The sequence below is a fragment of the Chelativorans sp. AA-79 genome (assembly GCF_029457495.1).
GTDB lineage: Bacteria > Pseudomonadota > Alphaproteobacteria > Rhizobiales > Rhizobiaceae > Chelativorans.
Genome location: NZ_CP120361.1, coordinates 2,653,228 through 2,677,777 on the forward strand (window position 1 = coordinate 2,653,228; position 24,550 = coordinate 2,677,777).

20 protein-coding genes are annotated in these 24,550 nt (G+C 64.6%); 15 read left to right on the forward strand and 5 right to left on the reverse strand.

Translation table 11 applies throughout. From position 1 onward, the window contains the following. Window positions 1-7: 7 nt before the first annotated feature. The 11 genes from frr (at window position 8) to PVE73_RS12910 (ending at window position 11,556) form a co-directional block, all read left to right on the forward strand. Window positions 8-568, forward strand: a complete 561-nt coding sequence (gene frr / locus PVE73_RS12860) for a ribosome recycling factor (RefSeq protein WP_277367292.1) — start codon at window positions 8-10, stop codon at window positions 566-568. A gap of 69 nt (window positions 569-637) precedes the next feature. Further along, on the forward strand, window positions 638-1,324 hold the full coding sequence (locus PVE73_RS12865; protein ID WP_277367441.1) for an isoprenyl transferase: 687 nt from the start codon (window positions 638-640) through the stop codon (window positions 1,322-1,324). Next, window positions 1,321-2,175, forward strand: a complete 855-nt coding sequence (locus PVE73_RS12870) for a phosphatidate cytidylyltransferase (RefSeq protein ID WP_277362638.1) — start codon at window positions 1,321-1,323, stop codon at window positions 2,173-2,175. Before PVE73_RS12865 ends, PVE73_RS12870 begins: the two co-directional genes overlap by 4 nt. Window positions 2,176-2,266: 91 nt before the next feature. Beyond that, window positions 2,267-3,406, forward strand: a complete 1,140-nt coding sequence (rseP, locus tag PVE73_RS12875) for an RIP metalloprotease RseP (RefSeq protein WP_346772366.1) — start codon at window positions 2,267-2,269, stop codon at window positions 3,404-3,406. A gap of 243 nt (window positions 3,407-3,649) precedes the next feature. Beyond that, the gene (gene bamA, locus PVE73_RS12880) at window positions 3,650-6,019 is read left to right on the forward strand and encodes an outer membrane protein assembly factor BamA (RefSeq protein WP_277362639.1); all 2,370 of its coding nucleotides are present in this window, start codon (window positions 3,650-3,652) and stop codon (window positions 6,017-6,019) included. A 53-nt stretch (window positions 6,020-6,072) separates the two neighbouring features. Beyond that, complete coding sequence (gene lpxD, locus PVE73_RS12885; protein ID WP_277362640.1) at window positions 6,073-7,125, forward strand: UDP-3-O-(3-hydroxymyristoyl)glucosamine N-acyltransferase; 1,053 nt, start codon at window positions 6,073-6,075, stop codon at window positions 7,123-7,125. Next, window positions 7,125-7,595 (forward strand): 3-hydroxyacyl-ACP dehydratase FabZ, encoded by a 471-nt coding sequence (gene fabZ / locus PVE73_RS12890; RefSeq protein ID WP_277367443.1) that lies wholly within the window; start codon window positions 7,125-7,127, stop codon window positions 7,593-7,595. Before lpxD ends, fabZ begins: the two co-directional genes overlap by 1 nt. A gap of 7 nt (window positions 7,596-7,602) precedes the next feature. Then, window positions 7,603-8,436, forward strand: coding sequence for an acyl-ACP--UDP-N-acetylglucosamine O-acyltransferase (gene lpxA, locus PVE73_RS12895; protein ID WP_277362641.1), 834 nt, complete (start codon window positions 7,603-7,605; stop codon window positions 8,434-8,436). Then, on the forward strand, window positions 8,417-9,313 hold the full coding sequence (gene lpxI, locus PVE73_RS12900; RefSeq protein ID WP_277362642.1) for a UDP-2,3-diacylglucosamine diphosphatase LpxI: 897 nt from the start codon (window positions 8,417-8,419) through the stop codon (window positions 9,311-9,313). The genes lpxA and lpxI overlap by 20 nt, the downstream gene beginning before the upstream one ends. Beyond that, complete coding sequence (gene lpxB, locus PVE73_RS12905) at window positions 9,310-10,518, forward strand: lipid-A-disaccharide synthase (protein WP_277362643.1); 1,209 nt, start codon at window positions 9,310-9,312, stop codon at window positions 10,516-10,518. The genes lpxI and lpxB overlap by 4 nt, the downstream gene beginning before the upstream one ends. Window positions 10,519-10,609: 91 nt before the next feature. After that, window positions 10,610-11,556, forward strand: a protein-coding gene (locus PVE73_RS12910; RefSeq protein WP_277362644.1) for an IS630 family transposase whose coding sequence is annotated in 2 segments (ribosomal slippage) — window positions 10,610-10,946 and window positions 10,946-11,556 — 948 coding nt in all. Because the reading frame shifts where the segments join, the coding sequence is not laid out codon by codon here. A 115-nt stretch (window positions 11,557-11,671) separates the two neighbouring features. Here PVE73_RS12910 and PVE73_RS12915 read toward each other — a convergent pair. Further along, entirely contained in the window at window positions 11,672-12,478 is an 807-nt protein-coding gene (locus tag PVE73_RS12915) for a DUF72 domain-containing protein (protein ID WP_277362645.1), read from the reverse strand. Between the two features lie 4 nt (window positions 12,479-12,482). Further along, entirely contained in the window at window positions 12,483-15,398 is a 2,916-nt protein-coding gene (gene uvrA, locus PVE73_RS12920) for an excinuclease ABC subunit UvrA (protein ID WP_277362646.1), read from the reverse strand. A gap of 990 nt (window positions 15,399-16,388) precedes the next feature. On the opposite strand from uvrA, the gene PVE73_RS12925 reads away from it, so the two are divergent. Both PVE73_RS12925 and PVE73_RS12930 read left to right on the forward strand, forming a co-directional pair. Further along, window positions 16,389-16,877 (forward strand): single-stranded DNA-binding protein, encoded by a 489-nt coding sequence (locus PVE73_RS12925; RefSeq protein ID WP_277362647.1) that lies wholly within the window; start codon window positions 16,389-16,391, stop codon window positions 16,875-16,877. Window positions 16,878-17,184: 307 nt separating this feature from the next. Further along, window positions 17,185-17,595, forward strand: a complete 411-nt coding sequence (locus PVE73_RS12930) for a DUF4168 domain-containing protein (RefSeq protein WP_277362648.1) — start codon at window positions 17,185-17,187, stop codon at window positions 17,593-17,595. A gap of 1,042 nt (window positions 17,596-18,637) precedes the next feature. Here PVE73_RS12930 and PVE73_RS12935 read toward each other — a convergent pair. Then, complete coding sequence (locus PVE73_RS12935; RefSeq protein WP_277362649.1) at window positions 18,638-19,426, reverse strand: flagellar biosynthetic protein FliO; 789 nt, start codon at window positions 19,424-19,426, stop codon at window positions 18,638-18,640. A 216-nt stretch (window positions 19,427-19,642) separates the two neighbouring features. Here PVE73_RS12935 and PVE73_RS12940 point away from each other — a divergent pair, with 216 nt between their 5' ends. After that, window positions 19,643-22,204, forward strand: coding sequence for a response regulator (locus tag PVE73_RS12940; protein ID WP_277367444.1), 2,562 nt, complete (start codon window positions 19,643-19,645; stop codon window positions 22,202-22,204). Between the two features lie 77 nt (window positions 22,205-22,281). Here the strand turns inward: PVE73_RS12940 and pncB are convergent, their stop codons facing one another. Then, window positions 22,282-23,586, reverse strand: a complete 1,305-nt coding sequence (gene pncB / locus PVE73_RS12945) for a nicotinate phosphoribosyltransferase (protein WP_277362650.1) — start codon at window positions 23,584-23,586, stop codon at window positions 22,282-22,284. Window positions 23,587-23,867: 281 nt separating this feature from the next. On the opposite strand from pncB, the gene PVE73_RS12950 reads away from it, so the two are divergent. After that, entirely contained in the window at window positions 23,868-24,176 is a 309-nt protein-coding gene (locus PVE73_RS12950) for a hypothetical protein (RefSeq protein WP_277367445.1), read from the forward strand. A gap of 14 nt (window positions 24,177-24,190) precedes the next feature. Here PVE73_RS12950 and PVE73_RS12955 read toward each other — a convergent pair whose 3' ends face one another. Continuing rightward, entirely contained in the window at window positions 24,191-24,448 is a 258-nt protein-coding gene (locus PVE73_RS12955) for a hypothetical protein (protein ID WP_277362651.1), read from the reverse strand. Window positions 24,449-24,550 lie beyond the last annotated feature (102 nt).

Genomic DNA, 24,550 nt, shown 5'->3' on the forward strand with positions numbered 1-24,550 from the left:
GCTCAAAATGCCGGATGGCATTGATTTCAAGGATCTGCACCGGCGCTTCGACGGAGCGATCAGCGCGTTCAAGCACGATATCGCCTCGCTCAGGACGGGCCGCGCCTCGGCCAACCTGCTCGATCCGATCCATGTGGATGCCTATGGGAGTTCCATGCCCGTCAACCAGGTCGCCACCGTTTCGGTGCCGGAGCCGCGGATGATCTCCGTCTCCGTCTGGGACCAGAGCCTGGTGGGCGCGGTGGACCGGGCGATCCGCGAAGCCAATCTGGGCTTCAATCCGATCGTCGAAGGCGCGACGCTGCGCATTCCCCTGCCCGAGCTCAACGAGGAGCGGCGCAAGGAACTGGTGAAGATCGCCCATCAATATGCGGAACAGGCGCGTGTGGCCGCGCGCCATGTGCGCCGTGACGGCATGGAGCACCTCAAAAAGGCCGAAAAGGATGGCGAGATCAGCCAGGACGAGGCGCGCGTGCAGTCCGACCGCGTGCAGAAGATGACGGACGAGACCATCGCGACGATCGACAAGCTTCTGTCGGAAAAGGAAGCCGAGATCATGCAGGTCTGATGACCGCTTCGCGCGGCATCACCACCACAAGGGGGTAGAGCGGTGAAACCCGCGCATATCGCGATCATTATGGACGGGAACGGCCGCTGGGCGCGTGCGCGCGGCCTGCCGCGGGCTGCGGGCCATCGGGCGGGCGTGGAGACCCTGCGCCGGACGGTGCGTGCCGCCGGCGAGATGGATATCAAGTGGCTCACCATCTATGCCTTCTCCTCCGAGAACTGGTCGCGGCCCAAATCCGAGGTCAGCGACCTCATGGGCCTCTTGAAGCTCTTCATCCGCCGCGACCTGGCCGAGCTGCACCAGAACGGCGTGCGCGTGCGCATCGTGGGCAGCCGCGAAGGGCTGGAGCCGGATATCGCAGCACTTCTGGTGGAAGCGGAAAGCCTGACGGCCGACAACACCAATATGAACCTGGTGGTGGCCTTCAACTACGGCTCTCGCGACGAGATTCTGCGCGCCGCGCGCGCGATCGCCATGGATGCCAGGGCAGGGCGGCTCGATCCGGACACGCTGACGGCGGACGATTTCGCCGCACGGCTCGATACGGCGGGCATGCCCGATCCCGATCTCATCATCCGCACGAGCGGCGAGCAGCGCCTCTCCAACTTTCTCCTGTGGCAGGCGGCCTATGCCGAGTTCGTTTTCGTGCCCTGCCACTGGCCGGACTTCGGGCCCGACGATCTTGCTGCCGCAATCCACGTCTTCGCGGAGAGGGACCGCCGGTTCGGCCGCGTCGCGCAAGAAGCGGTATCATGAGCGAAGGGGCGCCGGCCGAAGAAGGCCGCAACCGCCGCCCGGGCAATCTTACGCTCCGCGTGGCTTCCGCCCTCGTCCTCGCGGCACTCGCCCTGGGGCTCACCTATGCCGGCGGCATGGCATTCCGGCTGTTCGCCGCCGTGCTGGCGGCGCTCGTCTTCCACGAATGGACAGCGATGCGGCCGAGCGAGAGCCGCAGCCACAAAGTGGTCGCCTGGGCAGTCATGGCTATGGCGTTGCTCGCCGTTTTGGGAGGGCTTTCCGCGCCGCTCGAGGCGGCCATTCTCGCCGCCTGCTTCCTGGTCGCCTTCATTTATGGCGTCTTCACAGGCAGCAGCGGCTGGAGCGCTTACGGCATCGTCTATGCCGGGCTGCCGGCGATCGCCCTCTCTCATCTGCGCGGAAGCGATGCTGCCGGCCTCACGGCGATTCTCTTTCTCTACGCCGTCGTCTGGGGCACCGACATTCTCGCCTATTTCGTGGGCAGGGCGGCAGGGGGGCCAAAGCTTGCGCCCGCGATTTCCCCCGGCAAAACCTGGAGCGGGGCTGCCGGCGGCGCCGCGGGCGGGGTGCTCGCGGGTGTGGCTGTCGCCTATTTCTCGCATTCCGCGCTTTCGGCGGGGCTGGCGGTCGCCCTTGCTTTGCTTCTGTCCGCAGCGTCGCAAGCGGGCGACCTCTTCGAATCGATGGTCAAGCGGCGCCGCGGCGTGAAGGATTCCGGCACGCTCATCCCCGGCCACGGCGGGGTGATGGATCGCGTGGACGGGCTTGTCGCGGCCGCCGTCCTTCTGTATCTGCTGGGTGTTGTTTTCTCGGGGCTTGCGATGCCCGCCGGCCTGTTCTTCCGGTGAGGCGCAAACGATCTGCCACGGATTTGCCGCCTTTCGTGAGACACTGGCGGGGTAGCAATTCGGGCACCCTAATCTTAGGCAAGGATTGGTCTTGGGCGACGTGACGGGCTCCATCCTCAGTGTTGGCAATTTCCTCCTGGGAACGATCGTGCCGTTCCTTTTCGTGCTGACGGTGGTCGTCTTCGTGCACGAGATGGGGCATTACCTCGTCGGCCGCTGGTGCGGCATCGGCGTGCGGGCCTTCTCCATCGGGTTTGGCCCGGAGCTTTTCGGATTCAACGACCGGCGCGGGACGCGGTGGAGACTTTCCGCCATCCCCCTGGGCGGCTATGTGAAATTCGTCGGCGATGTGGGCGCCACGAGCGCGCCCGACGCCGAGGGGATCGAAAAGCTTTCGGAAGGGGAGCGGCGCGTCGCCTTTCACCTGCAGCCGGTCTGGAAGCGCGCGGCGACGGTCTTTGCCGGCCCGTTCTTCAATTTCCTTCTGACCATCGCGGTCTTCTCCGTCATGTTCGCCCTGTTCGGCCGCTATGTGGCCGAACCGATGGTCGCCGAAGTGCGGCCGGAAAGCCCGGCGGCGGTGGCGGGAATCGAACCGGGAGACCGCTTCGTCTCGGTCGACGGCGCACCCATCGAAACATTCGGCGACGTGCAGCGCATCGTCTCCGCGCGCGCGGGCGACCCGCTCACCTTTGTCATGGAGCGCGACGGAAGGCAGGTCACCGTGGTGGCCACGCCCGAGGTGAGCGAGCAGACCGATGCGCTCGGCAACCAGGTCAAGATCGGCATCATCGGCGTCGTCAACAATGAGGCGCTGGGCCAGCCGCGCCTTGTGGAATACGGCCCGCTGGAAGCCGTAGGCGCGGGCGTCGAAGAGACGATGAGCATCATCGCCCGCACCGGCCAGTTCATGAAACGCCTGGTCGCCGGCCGGGAGGACCGCTGTCAACTCGGCGGGCCGGTGAGGATCGCCGACATGGCGGGAAAAGCCGCCAGCCTCGGCTTCGAATGGCTGGTGCAGCTGGTGGCGCTTTTGTCGGTGGGAATCGGGATTCTTAACCTTTTGCCCATCCCCCCGCTTGATGGCGGGCATCTCTTGTTTTACGCGGTGGAGGCGGTCCTGCGCCGGCCCGTGCCGGAGCAGGTGGCGGAGGTAGTCTACCGCGCGGGGATGCTTATGGTGTTGATCTTCATGGGTTTCGTCTTTTGGAATGACCTGTTCGGATGCTAAAGGAAGGCGAATCCGGGCAGGCGGTGAGGATCGCGGGGGATCGAATCGATCATATTGTTGAGACGGCGTTTACCAAGCGGAAGGATAGGCGTGTCCGGAATGCCACGCCCGCCCTTTCGGTAAACGCAAATTAACCAGAAGCCTTGCGTGTAGGGAAATTCCAGCTATTACGGGTGAGTGTTTTTGCCCGCATTCTGGATTTCTCGCGGTGGGGACAACGAGAATAGAAGGTTTCAAGGCCCAATGAAGGCAGTTTCCAGATTGATGAACGCCGTTTCGGCGATGGCACTGTCGGCCGGTCTCGTGGTGAGCGGAGCGATGGTCGCCGAGATGGCCGCAACCGTTTCCGCTTACGCTGCGACCGTGAGCAGGATCGAGGTGCGCGGAAACCGCCGCGTGGATGCCGAGACGATTCGCAACCAAGTCGGCATCCGCCCGGGGCAGAACTTCACCACCGCCGATGTCGACGAAGCCGTCAAGCGCCTGTTCGGCACGGGCCTGTTCGCCGACGTCTCGATCACGCAGCAGGGCGGCGCGCTCGTCGTGACCGTGGACGAATACGCGATCGTGAATCAGGTGCTCTTCCAGGGCAACAGGAAGATCAAGGACGCGAGCCTCACCCAGGCGATCCAGCTCCAGCCGCGTTCGGCCTTCTCCAACCAGCTCATGGAAAGCGATGCGGAGGCCATTCGCGAGGCCTATAGCCGGATCGGCCGCGACGAGGCGACCGTGACGAGCGAGGTCCAGGAGCTGGGCGAGGGCCGCGTCAATGTGATCTTCCACGTTCAGGAAGGCGACCGGACCAAGATCTCCCGCGTCAATTTCGAGGGCAACACCGCTTTCAGCGACCGGCGCCTGCGGGACGTTATCTCGACCAAAAAGTCGAACATCTTCTCCTTCATGATGCGCAACGACATCTACGACGAGGCACGTCTGCGCGCCGACGAGGAGACGCTGCGCCGCTTCTACTATAATCGCGGCTATGCGGATTTCCGGGTCATTGCGTCCGACGCCCAGCTCGTCGACAACGAATACGCCGTCACCATCACGGTGGACGAGGGGCCGCGCTACAGGTTTGCCGATGTGAGCATCGAATCGAGCATTCCGGGCGTCGACATCGGTGCGCTGCAGTCCGCCGTCAAGACGCGTCAGGGTGCCGTCTACAGCGCCGAGGACGTCGAGCAGTCGATCATCGAACTCACCGAGGCGGTCGCCGGCCACGGCTACGCCTTCGCCCAGGTCACGCCGCGCGGCAACCGCGACTTCGAGAATCACACGATCTCGGTCGTCTACTCCATCGACGAGGGGCCGCGCGCCTATGTCGAGCGCATCGAGATCCGCGGCAACAACCGGACGCGCGACTATGTCATCCGCCGCGAGTTCGACGTCAGCGAAGGCGATGCCTTCAACCAGGTTCTCATCCAACGCGCCAAGCGGCGTCTGGAGCGGCTGAACTTCTTCCAGACGGTGAACATCACCACCGTGCCGGGCTCGCAGCCCGATCAGGTGGTGCTGGTTGTCGACGTGGTCGAGAAGTCGACCGGCGAGTTCTCGATCGGTGCCGGCTACACCACCAGCGCCTCTTCCGGCAGTAGCGGCGGCTTCTCCGTGGAAGGCTCGATCTCCGAGCGCAACTTCCTCGGCCGCGGGCAGTTCATCCGCTTTTCCGCCGCCGGCGGCGAGGATTCCCGCGACTACACCTTCTCCTTCACCGAGCCTTACTTCCTCGGGCGCCGCATCGCCGCGGGCTTCGACATCTTCCGCAACACGCGGACTTTCGAGAACTCGGATGGCGACAACATCTATGATCGGGAAGTGACGGGCGGGACGATCCGCTTCGGCCTGCCCATCACGGAGGCGCTGACGGCGCAGTTCGCCTACAATCTTTCGCAGGAAGAATACGATCGCGGCGATGCCACGGAGGACATCTCCACCGGCATCGAGCAGGCCCTGGATCAGGGCAAGTGGACGAAGTCGTCGGTCAGCGCGTCGCTGATCTACAACACGATCGACAATATGCAGAACCCGCATGACGGCATCCACGCCACTCTGACGGCGGAGGTCGCGGGACTGGGCGGCGATGCGCAATGGGCGAAGTTCACCGCGCGCGCCAACTATTACCGCACGCTCTCCGACGAGCTGGACCTCGTGGGCCTGCTCACCGTGGGCGGCGGCCACATCGTCGGGTACGGCAATGAGGATCTGCGCATCTTCGATCAGTTCAACAGCAGCGACCGGATCATCCGCGGCTTCGAGTACAACGGAATCGGTCCATACGAATTGATCGATCCCGGCATCGACGACGACAGGGACTATCTCGGCGGCACGACCTATTTCCACGCCACGGCGGAAGCGCAGTTCCCGCTGCCGATCGTACCGGAGAGCTTCGGTCTACGTGGTGCTGTCTTCGCCGATGCGGCAACGCTCTACGGCAGTGACTACACCAGTGCAGCCGTGCGGGGCACCGACATGGAGTGGCGTGCCTCGGTCGGCGCGAGCCTGATCTGGGCTTCACCCTTCGGACCGTTGCGCGTCGACTATGCCGAGCCGGTGGTCAAGGAGGATACCGACCGTATCCGCCACTGGAACTTCGGCATCTCCACCCGGTTCTAGGGTTCAGCACGTTGTCCGGGCGGCCTGCCGGCGGCCCGGACGAGAAGGCATTCATGACGGAACCGGTTTTCTTCGTTCCCGCGCGCCGCTTCGAGGTGGGCGAGATTGCCGCCTTGACGGGCGCGCGACTGGTGGATGCCTCTCAGGAAAAGACGGTCATCAGTCGCCTCGCACCATCCGGAGAAGGCGGCGAGGAGACCTTGGTCTTCATCGAGGGCAGGAAGAATGCGGCAAGGATGGACTCCGTTCGCGCCGCAGCACTCCTGTGCTCCGAAGAACTGGCCGGCAGTGCGCCGCCCGGTGTGGCGGTGCTTGCAAGCGCGAAGCCACAGCACGCTTTTGCCATGGTTGCGCGGCTGCTCTTTCCGCAAGCGAGCAGCCCGCAGCCGGTGACGGGTGAAACCGGGATCTCGCCCCGGGCAATGATCTCGTCGGGCGCGGTCATCGAGGAGGGCGCCATCATCGAGGCCGGCGCCGTGATCGGGGTCGGTGCTTCCGTGGGCCGCGGAACAATCGTCGCACCCAATGCGGTCGTCGGAGCGGGGTGCAGCATCGGCCGCGACGGCTATGTCGGCCCGAATGTGACGCTGCAATATGCCATTATCGGCGATCGGGTGATTATTCATCCCGGCGCGCAGATCGGGCAGGATGGATTCGGTTTCCTGCTTGGGCCGAAGGGGTTCGAGAAGAACCCGCAAATCGGCCGCGTCATCATACAGGACGACGTGGAGATCGGAGCCAACACGGCGGTCGATCGCGGGGCGCTCTCGGACACGATCGTCGGCGAGGGCACCAAGATCGACAATCTCGTGCAGGTGGGCCACAACGTGCATATCGGCCGGCGCTGCGTGATCGCCGGCCTTACCGGCCTGTCCGGCTCGGTGACCTTGGGCGACTATGTGATGCTGGGCGGTCAGGTCGGCATTGCCGACCACATCACCGTTGGGGACCGCGCGCAGCTCGCCGCATCGAGCGGGGTCATGGACGATGTTCCGGCCGGCGAGCGCTGGGCCGGCTCACCGGCCAAGCCCATGCGGCAGGCATTCCGCGAGATCGCCGCGGTTCGCAGCCTGGTCGAAGGAATGCGCAAGGGGAGTAAAAGATGATGGCCGACGCCGCGCCGCCCGCAATGGACAGCCTGGATATCCAGAACGTGCTGCGGCTCTTGCCGCACCGCTATCCGTTCCTGATGGTGGACCGCATCATCGAGATCGACGGCGACAATTCCGCCATCGGTATCAAGAACGTGACGGTGAATGAGCCCCATTTCCAGGGGCATTTCCCGGAGCGGCCGGTGATGCCCGGTGTCCTGATCGTGGAGGCGATGGCGCAGACGGCAGGCGCCATCTGCATTCGCCGGACCGCACAGGCCAAGCCCTCGGTGGTTTACTTCCTCACCATCGAGAATGCGAAATTCCGCAAGCCGGTTGTCCCGGGTGACCGGATGGAGATCCATGTCAAGAAAGTGAAGCAGCGCGGAATGATCTGGAAATTCGCTTGCGAAGCGATCGTCGACGGCGGGAAGGTGGCTGAGGCCATGATATCCGCCCTGTTGACGGACGAAGAGCCGGAATAGTCTGACGATGGCGGAAACCTTCATTCATCCCTCGGCAATCGTGGAGAAGGGGGCGGAACTCGGCGCCGGCGTGAGGATCGGGCCGTTCTGCCATGTCTCCTCCGAGGCGGTGCTGGGCGACGATGTCGAACTCGTCGGCCACGCGACGATTCTCGGTGCCACCACGCTCGGCGCCGGTTGTCAGCTCCATCCCACGGCGGTGGTCGGGGGAACCCCGCAGAACCACAAGCACAAGGGCGGCCCGACCGCCCTGATTATTGGGAAGGGCTGCATCATCCGCGAGGGCGTGACCCTGCACAGGGGAACCGACACCAGCCGCGGCAGGACGACCATCGGCGATAACTGCATGTTCATGGCCTACAGCCACGTGGCGCATGATTGCGATCTCGGCAGCAATGTGACCATGGCCAATTATGCCTGCCTTGCCGGGCATGTCGCCGTCGGCGATGGCGTCATCATTTCCGGCTATGCGGCGGTACACCAGTTCGTGCGCGTCGGCCATCATGCTTTCCTGGCCGGATACGCGGCAGTGGTGGGGGACGTGATCCCCTTCGGCATGGCGGTGGGAGACCGGGCGAAGCTGCGCGGGCTGAACGTGATCGGCATGAAGCGCAGCGGCATGGCGCGCCCTGAATTGATGCAGGTCAGGCAGGCCTATCGCATGCTGTTTTCCGAAGAGCGTCCTCTGGCCGAGAACATCGAGCGCGCACGCGGCGAATTTGCCGGCTCCGCCGTGGTGATGGATATCCTGGACTTCATGGCCGGCCGGGAGCGGAAATACTTCACGCTGCCCGCACGCGGGCGCCCCGTGGGCGAGGACGATGGGCCAGACGGGGAGTGATGCACGGCATGCGCTCGCCCTGAGCGCGAATGACCGGATCGCTGTTGTCGCGGGAAGCGGCTTGCTGCCCAAGGAGGTTGCGGACGGGCTCGTAAAGGCGGGATACCGGCCTTTGGTGGTCGCGATCGAAGGCGAGGCCGACCTGGAAGACGAGCCGTCCCGATACGATTTCCTGCGCGTGACGCATGAGGAACTCGGCAAGCTCCTTTCGATCCTCAAGCGCAGGGGCGTGACCCATATGGTGCTCGCCGGCGGTGTCGCGCGGCGCCCGCCATTGAGCACCGTGCGCTACAGCCCGAAGATCCTCCTGCATCTGCCCCGCCTTGCCGCCGGTTATGCACGCGGCGACGATGGCTTGCTGCGCGCCATCGCCGGCTTCATCAACTCTTACGGGATCAAGCTCGTCGGCGCGCATGAGGTGGTGCCGGAACTGCTCGCGCCGCAGGGCCAGCTGACCAAGATGGCGCCGACGCGTGCCGACGAAAGGGATATCTCGGCGGCGATCGCCGCCGCAAGGGCGATCGGGCGGCTCGATATCGGCCAGGCAGCCGTGGCTGTCGGCGGACGGACCATAGCGCTCGAGGATATCGAAGGCACGGACGGGCTGTTGCGTCGCGCAAGGGTGCTGCGATCACACGGACGGCTCGCCGGCAAGTCGCGCGGCGTGCTCGTCAAATGCGCCAAGCCCGGGCAGGAACTGCGCGTGGACCTGCCGACGATCGGACCGCAGACGGTGAGGGATGCGCACGAGGCGGGGCTTGCGGGCATTGCGGTGGAAGCCGAACGGAGTTTGATCCTCGAATGCGGTGAGACGGTGCGTCTTGCCGATGAGTTCGGCCTCTATCTGCTCGGATTCGCGCGGGGGAGGGAGCAGTGAGCGAAACCCGGGCCTTACGCATTGCCGTGATCGCCGGCGAGGAATCGGGCGACCTGCTCGGTGCGGACCTGATCGAGGCCATCAGACGGGCGACTGGACAGCCCGTCGAGCTTCTGGGTGTTGGTGGGCGCAATCTGCAGGCACTCGGGCTGCGCTCCCTGTTCGACGCGGACGATATCGCCATCATGGGCATTTCTGCGGTGATCCGCGATCTGCCGCGGCTTCTGCGGCGCATCGGGCAGGCTGCATCCGCGATCACCGCGGCGAAGCCGGACTGTCTCGTCACGATCGACAGCCCCGATTTCGGCCTGCGCGTGGCGCGGAAGGTGCGTGCGGCCGCCCCTTCCATTCCCATCGTTCATTATGTGAGCCCCAGCGTTTGGGCATGGCGCCCGGGGAGGGCCGCTGCGATGCGGCCCTATGTGGACCATGTGCTGTGCCTTCTGCCGTTCGAGCCGGAGGAGCTCAGCCGACTGGGCGGCCCGCCCGGCACATTTGTGGGCCATCGGCTGGCGAGCGATCCGGATGTGGCGGCCGCCGCCCGCGCGCAGCTCGCCAAGGACGTGGAAGGGCAGGGAGACGGGAGAAGAAAGCTCCTTCTTCTACCGGGCTCCCGCCGGGGGGAGGTGCGCCGCCTGCTGCCGGATTTCGCGGACGTGGTGCGGGAACTGAAGGCGGCTGGCCATGCGTTCGATCTCCTGCTGCCGACCGTCTCTCATGTCGCGCCGTTGGTGGAGGCCGGCGTGAAGGATTGGCCGGTCCGCCCGGAGATCATCCTGGACCGGCAGGGCAAATGGCGCGCCTTCGCGCAAGCCGACGCGGCGCTTGCCTGCTCGGGTACCGTCGCGCTGGAGCTTGCCCTTTCGCGCGTGCCCTTCATCAGCGTCTACAGGGCGGACAGGATCGGCTCCATGATCGGGCCTCTGCTCGTGAAAGTGTGGTCGGCGTCGCTGCCGAACCTCATCGCCGGCTGGCCGGTCGTGCCGGAATTCTTCAATGAATTCGTCCGGCCCGCCTATCTCGCCCGCCTTCTGCCGCGCCTTTGGTCCGATACGCCCACGCGGCGCGCGCAGCGGGAAGGCTTTGCAGACGTGGCGCAGGCGCTTGCCGCGCCAAAGCCCTCAGGCGACCTCGCCGCCGAAGTGGTGTTACGCGCCACCGGGACGATAAAGGAACAGGAGGGCGGCAGTCCCGCCTTGTCCTAGAGCGGTTCCGGTTGTGTCTGAATCGAAGGGGGATTCCGATTTCGGAGGTTTTGTGATTCAAGATGCTGGCTGGAGTGGAGGCCAGCATGGGATGACGCGACCTCTTTCGAATGATCTGCGTGAACGTGTTGTTGGGGCGGTCGAGGCCGGCGAGAGCTGCCGGTCGGTGGCGGCTCGTTTCGGCGTTGCCGTCTCGTCGGCGGTGAAGTGGTCTCAGCGCTACCGTGCGAGCGGGTCTGTGGCGCCGGGCAAGATGGGCGGGCACCGCAAGCGCGTGCTGGAGCCGCACCGTGCCTTCATCGCCGAGCGGATCAGCCAGACGCCGCATCTGTCGCTGCACAAGCTGAAGGAAGAGCTGGCGGCGCGCGGCGTGAAGGTGTCGCACGATACGGTGTGGCGGTTCCTGCGCCGCGAGGGGCTTCGGTTCAAAAAACGCTGTTCGCCCTTGAGCAGGCTCGTGCCGACATCGCCCGCCGGCGGCAACGCTGGCGTTCTTGGCAGTCCGGTCTCGATCCGACACGGCTGGTGTTCATCGACGAGACCTGGATCAAGACCAACATGGCGCCGCTGCGGGGCTGGGGACCACGCGGCAAGCGCCTGCGCGGCTTTGCCCCGCACGGCCACTGGCGCACGCTGACCTTCCTCGGCGCTTTGCGCCATGACCGGCTGACGGCGCCTTGCGTCTTCGATGGACCGATCAACGGCCAGTGCTTCCGCGCCTATGTCGAGCAGCAGCTCGTGCCGGTGCTTGAACCGGGCGACATCGTCGTCATGGACAATCTCGGCTCGCACAAGTCGGCCGCCGTCCGGCAGATGATCAAAGCCGCCGGCGCAAGGCTCTGGTATCTGCCCCCATACTCGCCCGACCTCAATCCGATCGAGCAGGCCTTCGCCAAGATCAAGCATTGGATGCGCGCGGCTCAGAAGCGGACCATCGAGGAGACATGGCGGCACATCGGCGGCCTCGTCTCCTTAATCCAGCCCAGTGAATGCAGCAACTACTTCGTCAATGCAGGATACGCTTCCGTCAAAACCTGAAAGGCTCTAGAGTATTTTGCAGCCAGATGGAATCATCTGGCGTCGCACAAATGCGGCAAAAACAATCAGATAGATCGGATCGGCGTTTCAATGAAACGATGAACCGGTCTAGGCTCTAATCTGCCACCCGTTCCATGAAGGCGCGGGCTGCGTGGGGCGCGCGCACCTTGCCCTCGTGAATGAAGTAAACGAACACGTCGCGCGGCTTCGCCTCGATCTTCACATTCTCGTCGGCGAGCGGAAGGTCGCCCGGCATGCCGCCCTTTGCCCAGGTCTGGGCGCGTTCCGCCCAGGCGTCGAGGTCGGCTGGCGTGTAGGCCGTGGGGATGGAATCCTCGCCGCGCTGCAGCCGTGCATAGACGAAGTCGGCCGTCACATCCGCCATCTCGGGATAGGTGAAATGGTGCGCATAACAAATGGCCGCGCCATGTTTGCGCGCGAGTGCGGCGAAGTCCGGCGCCATGAAGGAGGGGTGGCGCACCTCCAGGACGTGCCGCAGCCTGATGCCGTCGCGCTCGCCGGGAAGAAGCTTCAGGAAACCCTCGAAATCCTCGGGGTCGAACTGTTTCGTCGGCGCGAATTGCCAGACGATCGGCCCGAGCTTCTCTCCCAGCTCGGTGATTCCCGAGCCCAGGAACTTTTCCATGGACTCACCCGCCTCGGAGAGGACCCGCCGGTTGGTCACGAAGCGATTGCCCTTGAGCGAAAAGACGAATCCATCGGGCGCCTCGCTCGCCCATTTGGCGAAGACGGCAGGCTTCTGGCTGCCGTAATACGTGCCGTTGACTTCGATGGTCGGCATCTGCCGGCTGGCATATTCGAGTTGCCGCTTTTTCGGCAGGTCGTCTGGATAGAACGTTCCCTCCCAAGGCTCGAAGGTCCAGCCGCCGATGCCGGCGCGGATGGTGCCGGGTGTGGTCATGGTTCTACTCCGCTGCCTGACGCCCGCGCGCCGGGCGTCGCTCGAGAAGCTCTTTCAGGAACCTGCCTGTATAGGAGCGCGGCTCGGCCATGACATCATCGATGCCGCCCGCCGCGACCAGCTCGCCGCCGCCGTCGCCGCCTTCGGGCCCGAGATCGAGGATCCAGTCGGCCGTCTTGATGACCTCCAGATTGTGCTCGATGACGACCACCGTGTTGCCCTGGTCGACCAGCTCGTGCAGCACTTCGAGCAGTTTCGCCACGTCGTGGAAGTGAAGACCCGTGGTCGGCTCGTCAAGGATATAGAGCGTCTTGCCGGTCGCCTTCTTCGACAGTTCCTTGGCGAGCTTGATGCGCTGCGCCTCACCGCCCGAGAGCGTGGTCGCCTGCTGGCCGATGTGGATGTAGCCGAGGCCGACACGCGACAGCGTGGTGAGCTTGTCGCGCACGGCCGGCACGGCGGAAAAGAACTCGACGCCTTCATCGACCGTCATCTCGAGCACGTCGGCGATCGACTTGCCCTTGAATGTCACCTCCAGCGTCTCGCGGTTGTAGCGCTTGCCGTGGCAGACGTCGCAGGTGACGTAGACATCCGGCAGGAAGTGCATTTCGATCTTGATGACGCCGTCGCCCTGGCAGGCCTCGCAACGCCCACCCTTGACGTTGAAGGAGAAGCGGCCCGGCTGATAGCCGCGCGCCTTTGCCTCCGGCAGTCCCGCGAACCAGTCGCGGATGGGCGAGAAGGCGCCCGTATAGGTGGCCGGGTTCGAACGCGGCGTGCGCCCGATCGGGCTCTGGTCGATGTCGATGACCTTGTCCAGGAACTCCAATCCCTCGATGCGGTCGTGCTCGGCCGGATGCTCGCGCGAGCCCATGATGCGGCGCGAAGCGGCCTTGTAGAGCGTCTCGATCAGGAAGGTGGACTTGCCGCCGCCCGAAACGCCCGTAACGCAGCTGAACGTGCCGAGCGGAATATCCGCCGTCACATCCTTGAGATTGTTGCCGCGCGCGCCGACCACCCGGATGCGCCGCTTTTTCGAGATCTCGCGCCGACGCTCCGGCATCGGGATGGACAACTCGCCCGTGAGATACTTGCCGGTGACCGAATTCGGGTTCGCCATGATCTCGCGCGGCATTCCCTCGGCCATGATGCGTCCGCCATGCACGCCCGCAGCCGGGCCGATGTCGACCACATAGTCGGCCGTAAGGATCGCGTCCTCATCGTGCTCGACCACGATCACCGTGTTGCCGAGGTCGCGCAGATGGCGAAGCGTCGCGAGCAGCCGGTCGTTGTCGCGCTGGTGCAGGCCGATCGACGGCTCGTCCAGCACATAGAGCACCCCGGTGAGGCCGGAGCCGATCTGCGATGCCAAGCGGATGCGCTGGCTCTCGCCGCCGGAGAGCGAACCGGAATTGCGCGAGAGCGTGAGATAATCGAGGCCGACATCGTTCAGGAACCGAAGCCGCTCCCGGATCTCCTTCAGGATGCGGACCGCGATCTCGTTCTGCTTGTCGTTCAGCCTTTCCGGCAGCGCCTCGAACCAGACGCCGGCCTTGCGGATCGACATCTCGGTGACTTCGCCGATATGGAGGCCGGCGACCTTCACCGCCAGCGCTTCGGGCTTCAGCCGGTAGCCCCTGCAGGCGGGGCAGGGATGGGCCGACATGTAGCGCTCGATCTCCTCGCGCATCCAGGCCGACTCGGTTTCCTTCCAGCGCCGCTGCAGGTTGCTCACCACGCCCTCGAAGGGCTTCGTGGTGCGGTAGCTGCGCAGCCCGTCATTGTAGTCGAAGTTGATCTTCCGCTCGCCCGTGCCGTGCAGGATCGCCTGCTGCGCTTCCTCCGACAGGTCCTTCCAGCGGTTGCTCACCTTGAAGCCGTATTCCTTGCCGAGCGCCTCCAGCGTCTGCAGGTAATAGGGCGATGTGGACTTCGCCCAGGGCTGGACAGCGCCTTCGCGCAGGATGGCGTTCTCGTCCGGCACCACGAGGTCGGGGTCGATCGCGCGCTCGCTGCCGAGCCCGTCGCAGGCGGGGCAGGCGCCCGCCGGATTGTTGAAGGAGAAGAGCCTCGGCTCGATCTCGGAAATGGTGAAACCGGAAACGGGACAGGCGAATCTCTCCGAGAAGAGAAGCCGCTCATGCGTCTCGTTCTTTGATTTGTTCGCGCCTTCCGTCGCGGCATCGGGCAGGGGGCGGTCAGCGAACTCGGCCACCGCCAGCCCGTCGGAAAGGCCGAGGCAGGTCTCGAGCGAATCCGCCAGCCGCGTCGCGAGATCCGGGCGCACCACCACGCGGTCGACCACCACGTCGATGTCGTGCTTGTACTTCTTGTCGAGCGCCGGCACGTCGGCGATCTCGTAGAACTCGCCGTCCACCTTGACGCGCTGGAAGCCCTTCTTCTGGAGTTCGGCGAGCTCCTTGCGGTATTCGCCCTTCCGCCCGCGCACGATCGGCGCGAGGATATAGAGCCGCGTGCCTTCCTCGAGCGCCAGCACGCGATCCACCATCTGGCTCACCGTCTGGCTCTCGATCGGCAGGCCCGTGGCCGGCGAATAGGGAACGCCCACGCGCGCGAAGAGCAGGCGCATATAGTCGTAGATCTCGGTGACGGTGCCGACCGTGGAGCGTGGGTTCTTCGAGGTGGTCTTCTGCTCGATGGAGATCGCCGGCGACAGCCCGTCGATCTGGTCGACGTCGGGCTTTTGCATCATCTCCAGGAACTGGCGCGCATAGGCCGACAGGCTCTCCACATAGCGGCGCTGCCCTTCGGCATAGATCGTGTCGAATGCGAGCGAGGATTTCCCCGAGCCCGAAAGCCCGGTCATGACGATCAGCTTCTCGCGCGGCAGATCGAGATCGACATTCTTCAGATTGTGCTCGCGCGCGCCGCGAATGGAAATGACCTTGTGATCGGGCATGCCCCGTCGATGCCTTCCGATTGTCCAGAACCGCCGGCCGGTCGGCCGGCTACGCTTATATAGGAAATGCGGGGCCAATATCGATGGCGCAGCCGCATCTCGCCCTCGGACCAGTGCCAGGATGATCTCCTCCACCTTTTCCAGCTTTTTGCAGCGAGGGCAAGTGAAAAGAACAAAGGACGAACAATCTCCTGACACAACGATGTCGGGAGGGTGCTGCTCCCGCGCCGATCACTTTTGCGCTCCTTTCGCGGGATGGCTTGACAGGACGGGCGGGCGGGGCGCAGAATCCTTTCACGTCGGGAGATGGCGTTTCAAGGCACTGCCTTGAGCTCGCCGCTTGCCGACGACGCTGGAGCAACGAAACAGGGAGGGAGGCATGACTCCACCGGACTGTTCACAGGGCTCCACCACGGATGTGGAGCCACAGCCGGTTTGGGGCTGACCTGATCCACCAAGCATGTCCCGGTAGGGCCTAAGGCCGCGGGAAGTGCGGAAATGCCGTTCGGGTGGACGCCGCGTCAGCACCAGCCGACTGCCGACAATCAGGAAATTGCGCGGATGGTGGCAACGCCGTCCGATGAAAAGCCGGTCATTTGCTCCCGGCATGGAAAATCCTAGATCGGCCCCTGCGCGCCCGGAAACCAAGCGGCGGCGGGGCCTTCCCCTTTGGTTCGGCAGTTGCTGGAGAGTGCAACGAGCAGGCGTCGCATAAGCGGCGGTGGAGCGGAACCGCGCGAGCCAGGGCCGGCAATCCGCGCACATTCCGAAGCATGGCTCCGCTTGCGCGATGCATTGTTCTGCGTTAGAACAAAAAAAGAACAAATGAGTTGTGGACGGGTCGGTGAGGTGCGCCCATTCGCGGGCGCGCGGCGAGCGTCGATCGGATAGGATCGTCGCCTGGATGGGAGCAGCCGGGTTGCTGCGGGGCTGTTGATCCCGCAATGAACGGCCTCCGGTTGCGAAATTTTGGATGAGTGGAGTGATGTCATGGCGGGTAGCGTCAACAAGGTGATCTTGGTCGGCAATCTGGGAGCGGATCCCGAGATCCGGCGACTCAATTCGGGCGACCCGGTCGTGAACCTTCGGATCGCGACTTCGGAGAGCTGGCGCGACCGGAACACCGGCGAGCGGCGCGACCGCACCGAATGGCACAATGTCGTGATCTTCAACGACAATCTGGCGAAGGTGGCCGAGCAGTATCTGAAGAAGGGCATGAAGGTCTATATCGAGGGGCAGTTGCAGACCCGGAAATGGACCGACCAGTCCGGCCAGGACCGCTATACGACCGAGGTGGTACTGCAGAAGTTCCGCGGCGAGCTGCAGATGCTCGATTCGCGCGGGCAGGGCGGCGAAGGCCAGGTGGGATATGGCGGCGGCGGGCGCAACTCCGATTTCGGCCAGTCGAGCCCGGCCGAAAGCGGCGGCGGTGGTGGCGGCGGCTACTCGCGCGATCTGGACGACGAAATCCCGTTCTAAGGCGCGCAGGGGCCCGACCCGAAGGAAAAGCCGGTGTCCTCGGAGCCGATCAGGGGCTGCCGTGCTCACGCGGGGCATGTCGGCTCTGGCGCCATATCCGAAAATGAGGCTTGGCAATCCCCGTTGCCGTCAGGATTTCTTTCCGGCGTTAAGCGGAAATGATGGCCCGGATCGGCCCTGCGCTGTTTCAATCGCCGCATTCGGCTCCCATTCTTGGCACTGCCCGTGATGACACGGGCAGCGTTGCGGGCTCGGGTCTTGCCTTGTCCGCCGGACGAAAAGCCAAAGAAGGATCAGGAACGTGATTTTGAAGAACAGTTCTCGAAACCTGCTTGCGGCCGCCTGCCTGTCCGCCGGTGTTGTCGTTGCCGCACCCGCGCTCGCTCAGGAGCCGCCCCAACCCTCCGCACCTGCCGCGAACCAGCCTTCCGAACCGGCCGCTGAGGCTCCAGCCGTCAGCGAGGAAAAACTGCAGTCTTTCGTCGTGGCGTTTGCCGAAGTCGAGAAGATCAAGCAGGAATATTCACAACGGCTGCAGGGAGCCGGCTCTGAAGGGGAGCAGCAGCAGATCCAGAACGAGGCCGGCCAGAAGATGTTGCAGGCGGTCCAGGACAAAGGCATCTCGGTGGATGAATACAACCAGATCATCCGGGCGGCGCAAACGGACCCCGCCTTGGCGGAACGGGTGACGGAGGCCATGGGCCAGGCAGAGCAGTAGCATCCGCGCAAGCGGACGAATCCATCTCCCGTCCGGCGACGACCGGGCGGGAGATTATCTTCAGGCAGCATCCGCTGCCCATCATTGCCCCCACACTCCTCTGCTTGCCGAGGGCTGAAGCGTCTCGGCCGATGAAGAGCGCATGGACAGCCCGGCCCCTGGCGGCACCGCTGCCATGGATGCCTGAGCCGCATACCGGCCTAGCGGCTGGCCCGGTAGTTATCGGCTGGAAGCAAGCTGGTCCATGAATGTGAGAACTTTCCTCTCCTGATGGGGACAGAAATCGCCCATCTTGAGTTTATCTTTCGCTGCCAACCCTTTGTTCCCATTCACCATTCACCATCCACCATCCACCATTCACCATCAACAAAAACACGTTGTTTTTCTCCCCACTCCCTCCGCCCGGTTTATTCTTGCCCCATCGCTCTCGCGGGAACCGGATGCGCACCGGGTGTTCGGGAGGGCGGCGGAAACCTCCCTCCCCAGGATCGGAACCTGGGGATCCGAGGGCCCGCGACAGGCCGGCGGTGCCGGGGCGGTGGGTGTGAGAGGCCGTTTCCGGAAAAACGGATGCTGGGTGAGAGACGGCATCGCGGAAACCGCGGAGAAGCCGCTAGGGTTCTCCTTCGGCCCGGCAGAGACCACCCCCTTCATTGGGTGCAGCCGGGAAGGAGAAGGGTCCGAGTGATCGGCCGAGGTCGGGACAGACTCCGGCGGGGGTGAGGAGCGGTCCGCGCAGCGGACGAAAAGCCAACGATTTGGCTTTTCGAGCGAACGAACGCCCGGAGCGAAAGCGGAGGGCCAAAGGGAGCGCCTTTTTTAATTTTGTGGCGTGAACGGTGCGCCCCGCTTCCCAAACCCATCAATGGCCAGACGCGAAAGCGGGCGTGGCAACGGTAAAGTGTGCCTTCAAGAGAATGGAGAATGGCCATACCTAGCGAGCGGAGCGCCGTGAGGCGGTGGAGCATCGGATTCCATACGATGAACGCTGATGGAGGGCGCCTGCGGGCGAGCAACAGACGTCAAGTGATGCCGGGCCCGGTCAGCGTTCCTTCTTCTCGTCGTCGACGAGATCATCGAGGAGACGGCTCATCTCTTCCTCGATCGAGGCTTCCTGCCGCTGCTGCGGCGCAGGTTCGGCTGCCGGGGCCGGGTGCCTGGGCGCTTCCGATTCGGGCCGGATCTCCTCCAGGAACGCGGTGTCTATCTCGTTTTCACGGGCGGAGGGCATCTCCGGTTCGCGGGCGGGCGGCGTGGAGGCGGCGCGCGGCGGCTCCTGGCGCGCGGCGGGAGCAGGAGACGACATGCGTGGCTGAGGTTCGACCGGCGGCGGGGGCGCGATCGGCGCTTTGCGCTGCTGCATGGGAGGCTCGGGAGCGGCGGCAGGCTCCGCGCGAGGCGCCTGCATGGGAGAGGCAGGCTGGCGTCTCGGCGTGCTCTCCACCGGGCGCGGCGGCACAGGGGAAACGGGCGACAGGCTCGGAGACGGAGCGGGAGGACCGGGCTCGCGCCGCGGCTGCGGCGCGGCGGTTAGCGGACGGATGCCCTCTTCCACGACGATGTCGGTGGGGCCGCCGATGAGGAGGAGATGTTCCACCTCATCGCGGCGCACGAGCACCAGGCGCCGCCTGTCGTCCACGGCAGCCGCGTCGATGACGGCAAGCCGCGGCGCGCGGTGGCGCCCGCCGGCGATGAAGGTCCCTCCCGAGCGGTAATTGCGGATGAGGCGCAGGGCGATCAGCAGGAGCACCAGGACGGCGAGCGCGGCGAGCGTCCAGGCCGCCGCCGCGGCGAATCCTCCCTCCGTCAAATTGCCTAGCCAGCCATTCATCGACATCTCCGGACTATCCGTTCATCTTCAAGCGTTTATAACTAGGCTTGGATGCGGGGCGCGGCAACCCGGAATCAGGCGCATCCCATGGGGATTGAAAGGCGTGGAATGCGGGCGACCTTGCGCCCCGGCGCGGCCCTGTTATATGCGGAAGGAAGCATGGGGCCGCGTGCGAACGGCGCGAGGGAGTGGATGGCCAAGCAGAATGGCACGGAAATGGAAGCGGCGCCCATCATCGATCAGGGGATCAGGCCGGGCGTGCTGACGCGGCTGGTCATCTTCATCGTCGTACTGACCGGCTCGGCCCTCGCGGTAGCCCTGTTCCAGGAGCGCGTGGGCGAGGACTTCCTGCTCGGCGTGCTCGGCGTTCTGGCGATGATCGGCGTCGGCTATCTCTTCGCCAGCGCCATCGGCTTCATCCAGATCGCACGGCGATCCTCCGGCGACGAGCTCTCGCGCTCCTTCGTCGATTCGATGAGCGAAGGCCTTATCGTCGCGGATGCGAAGGGCCGCATCCTCTATGTCAACCGCGCCTATGCGGAGCTCACCGGGGCCTCCTCATCAGCCGATGTCAAGGCGGTGGAGGCCTTGCTTTCCGACAATGCCGAGGCTGCGCCCACCATCGAGCGGCTTGCCGCCGGGCTGCGCGACGGGAAGGCCGACGACGGCGAGTTCCGCCTGTCCCGGCCGATCCGCGCCGGGGCCGAGCCGGGCGCGCGCTGGTACCGTGTCTGGGCGCGGGTCTTCAAGGTGCCGGGCTATCGCATGCCGCTCTCGGCCTGGCTCATCACCGACATTTCCGAGGAACGCGCCGAGCAGGAGCGCTTCTTCCTCGACTTGCAGAAAGCGATCGATCATCTGGACCACGCGCCGGCGGGCTTCTTCGCGGCCGATCCGGAAGGGCGGCTCACCTATCTCAACGCCACGCTGGCGGAGTGGTTGGGCATGGATCTCGCCAATTTCGTGCCCGGCGCGGTCTCGCTCTCGGATCTCGTGGTTGGGGACGGCATGGCGCTCATCCAGGCCGTGAAGGCCGAACATGGAGAAACGCGCAATGCCGTGATCGACCTCGACCTTGCGACCACGCGCGGCGAGGTGCTGCCCGTGCGCTTCCTGCACCGGGTGACCGCCTCGCGGGACAGTGCGCCCGGCCCCACCCGCACGATCGTGCTCAACCGCACGCTGGGCGAGGACGCATCGACCGACCTGCGCGCCTCGGAGGTGCGGTTCACGCGCTTCTTCAATTCGACGCCCATGGCGATCGCCAGCGTCGACCAGGAGGGGCGCATCCTGCGCACCAATGCGCCCTTCCTGTCGCTGTTTTCGACCGTGGTCGACCGGGACGCCGTGGACCGGCGCATCAGGCTGGACATGGTGATGCACCAGCGCGACCGGGAGGCTTTCGCGCTCGCGCTCGAGAAGGCCAAGCAGCGCCAGGCCGACATCACGCCCATCGACACGGTGCTGCCGGACGACGAGGAGCGCCACATGCGCTTCTACGTCAATGCCGTGGCCGATCCCGGCGGCGGCGAGGCGGCGGAGGAAGCGGCCATCGTCTATGCGGTGGAGACCACCGAGCAGAAAGCGCTGGAAGCGCAGATGGCCCAGAGCCAGAAGATGCAGGCGGTGGGGCAGCTCGCGGGCGGCATCGCGCACGACTTCAACAACGTGCTGACTGCCATCATCATGGCGTCCGACCTGCTTCTGACCAATCACCGGCCGTCCGATCCGTCCTTCCCGGACATCATGAACATCAAGCAGAATGCCAACCGCGCGGCCTCGCTGGTGCGCCAGCTCCTGGCCTTCTCGCGGCGGCAGACGCTGCGGCCGGAGGTGCTCAACCTCACCGATGTGCTGGCCGATATCCGCATGCTGCTCTCGCGGCTGGTCGGCAACGACGTCACGCTCACCGTTGAGCACGGCCGCGACCTGTGGCCCGTAAAGGCCGATATCGGTCAGTTCGAGCAGGTGATCGTGAACCTCGCGGTCAATGCGCGCGATGCGATGCCTGAACGCGGCCGGCTCACCGTGCGGACCAGGAACGTGACCGCGGAGGAGTGCGCAGCATTGCCCTATCGCGAGCTCCAGCCGGCCGACTATGTGGTGGTCGAGGTGGAGGATACGGGTACGGGCATCCCGCCGGAGGTGCAGAAGAAGATCTTCGAGCCGTTCTTCACCACCAAGGAGGTGGGGAAGGGAACCGGCCTCGGCCTTTCCATGGTCTACGGCATCGTCAAGCAGACCGGCGGCTTCATCTTCTGTGATTCGGAGGTGGGCAAGGGGACCACCTTCCGCATCTTCCTGCCGCGGCATGTGCCGACTCCGGCCGAAGCCGCAGCCGAAAAAGCTGCCGCGAACGGGGCGGCCGAGCCGGCGCAGAGAAAGGACGTCAACCGCGACCTTTCCGGCTCCGCGCGCGTGCTGCTCGTGGAGGACGAGGACGCCGTCAGGATGGGCAGCGTGCGCGCGCTCACCTCGCGCGGCTACGAGGTGCACGAGGCGAGTTCCGGCACCGAAGCGCTCGAGATCTTCAACGCGCTCGAGGGAAAGGTCGACATCGTCGTGTCGGACGTGGTGATGCCGGAGATGGACGGGCCGACGCTTTTGCGCGAATTGCGCAAGGTGCAGCCGGGAATCAAGTTCATCTTCGTTTCAGGCTATGCCGAGGACGCCTTCGCCAAGAACCTGCCCGAGGACGCCATTTTCGGCTTCCTTCCAAAACCCTTCTCGCTCAAGCAGTTGGCGACGACGGTTAAGGAGATGCTGGAGCAAGAATAGCCAGACGCGAACAGCATGATCCGGGGGTTGAGGGTGTTGCACAAACCTCCGTCGGTCCCCCGACGGCAACTCTGTCCTCACACCGCCACAGGCTGGCGGACGCGGTTGTGGCCGCCGAACACCCGAAGGTAGCGCTGGATTTCCGCGGGATCGCCCGTGGCTTTTTCCGGGTTGTCGGAGAGCTTCACCGCGGGCCGGCCATTCGCCTCGCTGACCTTGCAAACGAGCGAGATGGCCTTGAGCCTGGCGATCTCTTCCGGTGCGCAGCCCTCGAAGTCGTTGGTGAGATTGGTGCCCCAGCCGAAGGCCATGCGCACCCGGCCCTTGAAGTGCTTGTAGGTGCGCTCGATCGTGTCGACATCGAGTGCATCGGAGAAGATGAGGAGCTTTTCGCGCGGGTCCCGGCCGTGCTTCTTCCACCAGGCGATGATGCGCTCGCCACCCTCGACGGGCGGCGCGCTGTCGGGCCGGAAGCCGGTCCAATCAGCCACCCACTCGGGCGCGGCCTGCAGGAAGGATTCGGTGCCGAACGTATCGGGAAGCACGATCAGGAGATTGCCGCCATAATAGCTCTGCCAGTCGCGGAGCACCTGGTAGGGCGAGGCCTTCAACTCTTCGTCCTTGTCGGTAAGGGCGGCAAGAACCATGGGAAGCTCATGGGCGTTGGTGCCCAGCGCCTCCAGGTCCGTGTCCATGGCAAGAAGCACGTTGGACGTGCCGGTGAAGGCTTCGCCGATTCCTTCCTTGAGGGCCTCCACGCACCAGCGCTGCCAGAGGAAGGAATGGCGGCGGCGTGTGCCGAAATCCGAGATGCGGATCTCGGGATATTTCTTCAGCCGCTCGACCTTTTCCCAGACCTTGGCCTTGGCGCGGGCATAGAGCACGTCGAGCGCGAACGGGCCGAGGGAGCGCATGGCCGCGCGCGAGCGCAGCTCGTTGACGATCGCCAGGGCCGGGATCTCCCACATGGTGGTTTCCATCCAGCGTCCATGGAAATGGAGTTCGAGCTGGCCGTCGCGGCGGGAAAGCTCGTATTCGGGCAGGCGGAAATCGGCGAGCCAGGCGAGGAATTCGGGCTGGAAGATCTGCTTGCGGCCATAGAAGCTGTTGCCGGCGAGCCAGATCATCTCCTTCTTCGCAAAACGGATGGAGCGGGCATGGTCGAGCTGCTCGCGCAGCTCGCCCTCGTCGATCTCTGCGGCGAGGTGGACGTTTCTGTTGCGGTTGGTCAGCGAGAAGGTGGCGTCCACATGCGGATAGAGGCCCCAGATCATCTGCAGCATCAGCAGCTTGTAGAAATCCGTATCCAGCAAGCTGCGGCAGATCGGGTCGAGCTTCCACGTGTGGTTGTAGACGCGGCGTGCGATATCGGTCTTGGTCATGGCGCCCATTCCGCTTGGCCAGTCGGCGGATCGGCAGAAGCCTCGCACACGGGTGCTCTCCGCATCTTCAAGCGCAACCCACACTCCTATGAGGCAAATGTCAATCTGCCCCGCGCTACGGGAATGGGAACAATCGCCGGAGGATGGCGTTCTTGCCGGCGAGGGCCCCAAGGCCGGTGTTAGGATATCCTTGACCTTTCACCATCCACACTGGGCAAAATGTCAACCTCGGGGGGCAATTTCGAGGAGTAGCCATGGATGGCTCGAACTCACCCCTCTCGATGTGCGGCGCCGCCGCGGGTTTGCTGATATCCATTTTGATCCTGCCTTCCGCAGGGCTTGCCCACGACGCCAAATCGGGCTGGACGTACCCTTACGCGTGCTGCTCCAACAATGACTGCCGGGAGGTGCCGGCAAGTGTCATTTCGGAGCGGCCGGAAGGCTATGTCATCAACACGACCGGGGAGGTGGTCGCCTATAGCGACAGGCGCGTAAGGCAGTCGCCGGATGGCGTTTATCACTGGTGCTCGGTCGCCGGCGCCGACACGACGCGCACCATCTGCCTCTTCGTGCCGCCAAAATCGTTCTAACGGACGTTCGGGCCTCAGGCTTCTTCGCGCGGATCCTGCGATCCGTCGGAGGAGGTTGCGAGCGTGATGCTGTCGATCACGCCGAAATCCTGGGATTTCACCCCGCTGGCCACCTTGAGGAACCCGCCTGAGGCGAGGCCGCGCCGGAGCAATTCGCGCACGGCGGCCGCCCGGCTTGGCATGCGGTTCTCGAAACGAAAATCCTCGAGCGCCTTCAATTCCTCGGCGCTCAACATGATCTGCAGACGTTCCGGTCGCTCCAGAGCGGCCACGTGAGTCCTCCTAAGCTGGCAGCATCGTTCCAGATGCTTCAGTTAGGTGGGAATGGGGAATTGTCAGTCAAGTGATAAGAATGAGTAACTGGCTGATTTTTT

Excerpts from the sequence above, each read along its gene's own strand:
- PVE73_RS12940 (WP_277367444.1), top strand. The coding sequence starts at position 19,643 with ATGGAAGCGGCGCCCATCATCGATCAGGGGATCAGGCCGGGCGTGCTG.
- lpxD (WP_277362640.1), top strand. The coding sequence starts at position 6,073 with ATGACGGAACCGGTTTTCTTCGTTCCCGCGCGCCGCTTCGAGGTGGGC.
- frr (WP_277367292.1), top strand. The coding sequence starts at position 8 with ATGCCGGATGGCATTGATTTCAAGGATCTGCACCGGCGCTTCGACGGA.
- PVE73_RS12865 (WP_277367441.1), top strand. The coding sequence starts at position 638 with ATGGACGGGAACGGCCGCTGGGCGCGTGCGCGCGGCCTGCCGCGGGCT.
- PVE73_RS12935 (WP_277362649.1), bottom strand. The coding sequence starts at position 19,426 with ATGAATGGCTGGCTAGGCAATTTGACGGAGGGAGGATTCGCCGCGGCG.
- lpxI (WP_277362642.1), top strand. The coding sequence starts at position 8,417 with ATGGGCCAGACGGGGAGTGATGCACGGCATGCGCTCGCCCTGAGCGCG.
- PVE73_RS12950 (WP_277367445.1), top strand. The coding sequence starts at position 23,868 with ATGTGCGGCGCCGCCGCGGGTTTGCTGATATCCATTTTGATCCTGCCT.
- PVE73_RS12870 (WP_277362638.1), top strand. The coding sequence starts at position 1,321 with ATGAGCGAAGGGGCGCCGGCCGAAGAAGGCCGCAACCGCCGCCCGGGC.
- PVE73_RS12915 (WP_277362645.1), bottom strand. The coding sequence starts at position 12,478 with ATGACCACACCCGGCACCATCCGCGCCGGCATCGGCGGCTGGACCTTC.
- bamA (WP_277362639.1), top strand. The coding sequence starts at position 3,650 with ATGAAGGCAGTTTCCAGATTGATGAACGCCGTTTCGGCGATGGCACTG.
- PVE73_RS12925 (WP_277362647.1), top strand. The coding sequence starts at position 16,389 with ATGGCGGGTAGCGTCAACAAGGTGATCTTGGTCGGCAATCTGGGAGCG.
- pncB (WP_277362650.1), bottom strand. The coding sequence starts at position 23,586 with ATGACCAAGACCGATATCGCACGCCGCGTCTACAACCACACGTGGAAG.
- lpxA (WP_277362641.1), top strand. The coding sequence starts at position 7,603 with ATGGCGGAAACCTTCATTCATCCCTCGGCAATCGTGGAGAAGGGGGCG.
- fabZ (WP_277367443.1), top strand. The coding sequence starts at position 7,125 with ATGGCCGACGCCGCGCCGCCCGCAATGGACAGCCTGGATATCCAGAAC.
- uvrA (WP_277362646.1), bottom strand. The coding sequence starts at position 15,398 with ATGCCCGATCACAAGGTCATTTCCATTCGCGGCGCGCGCGAGCACAAT.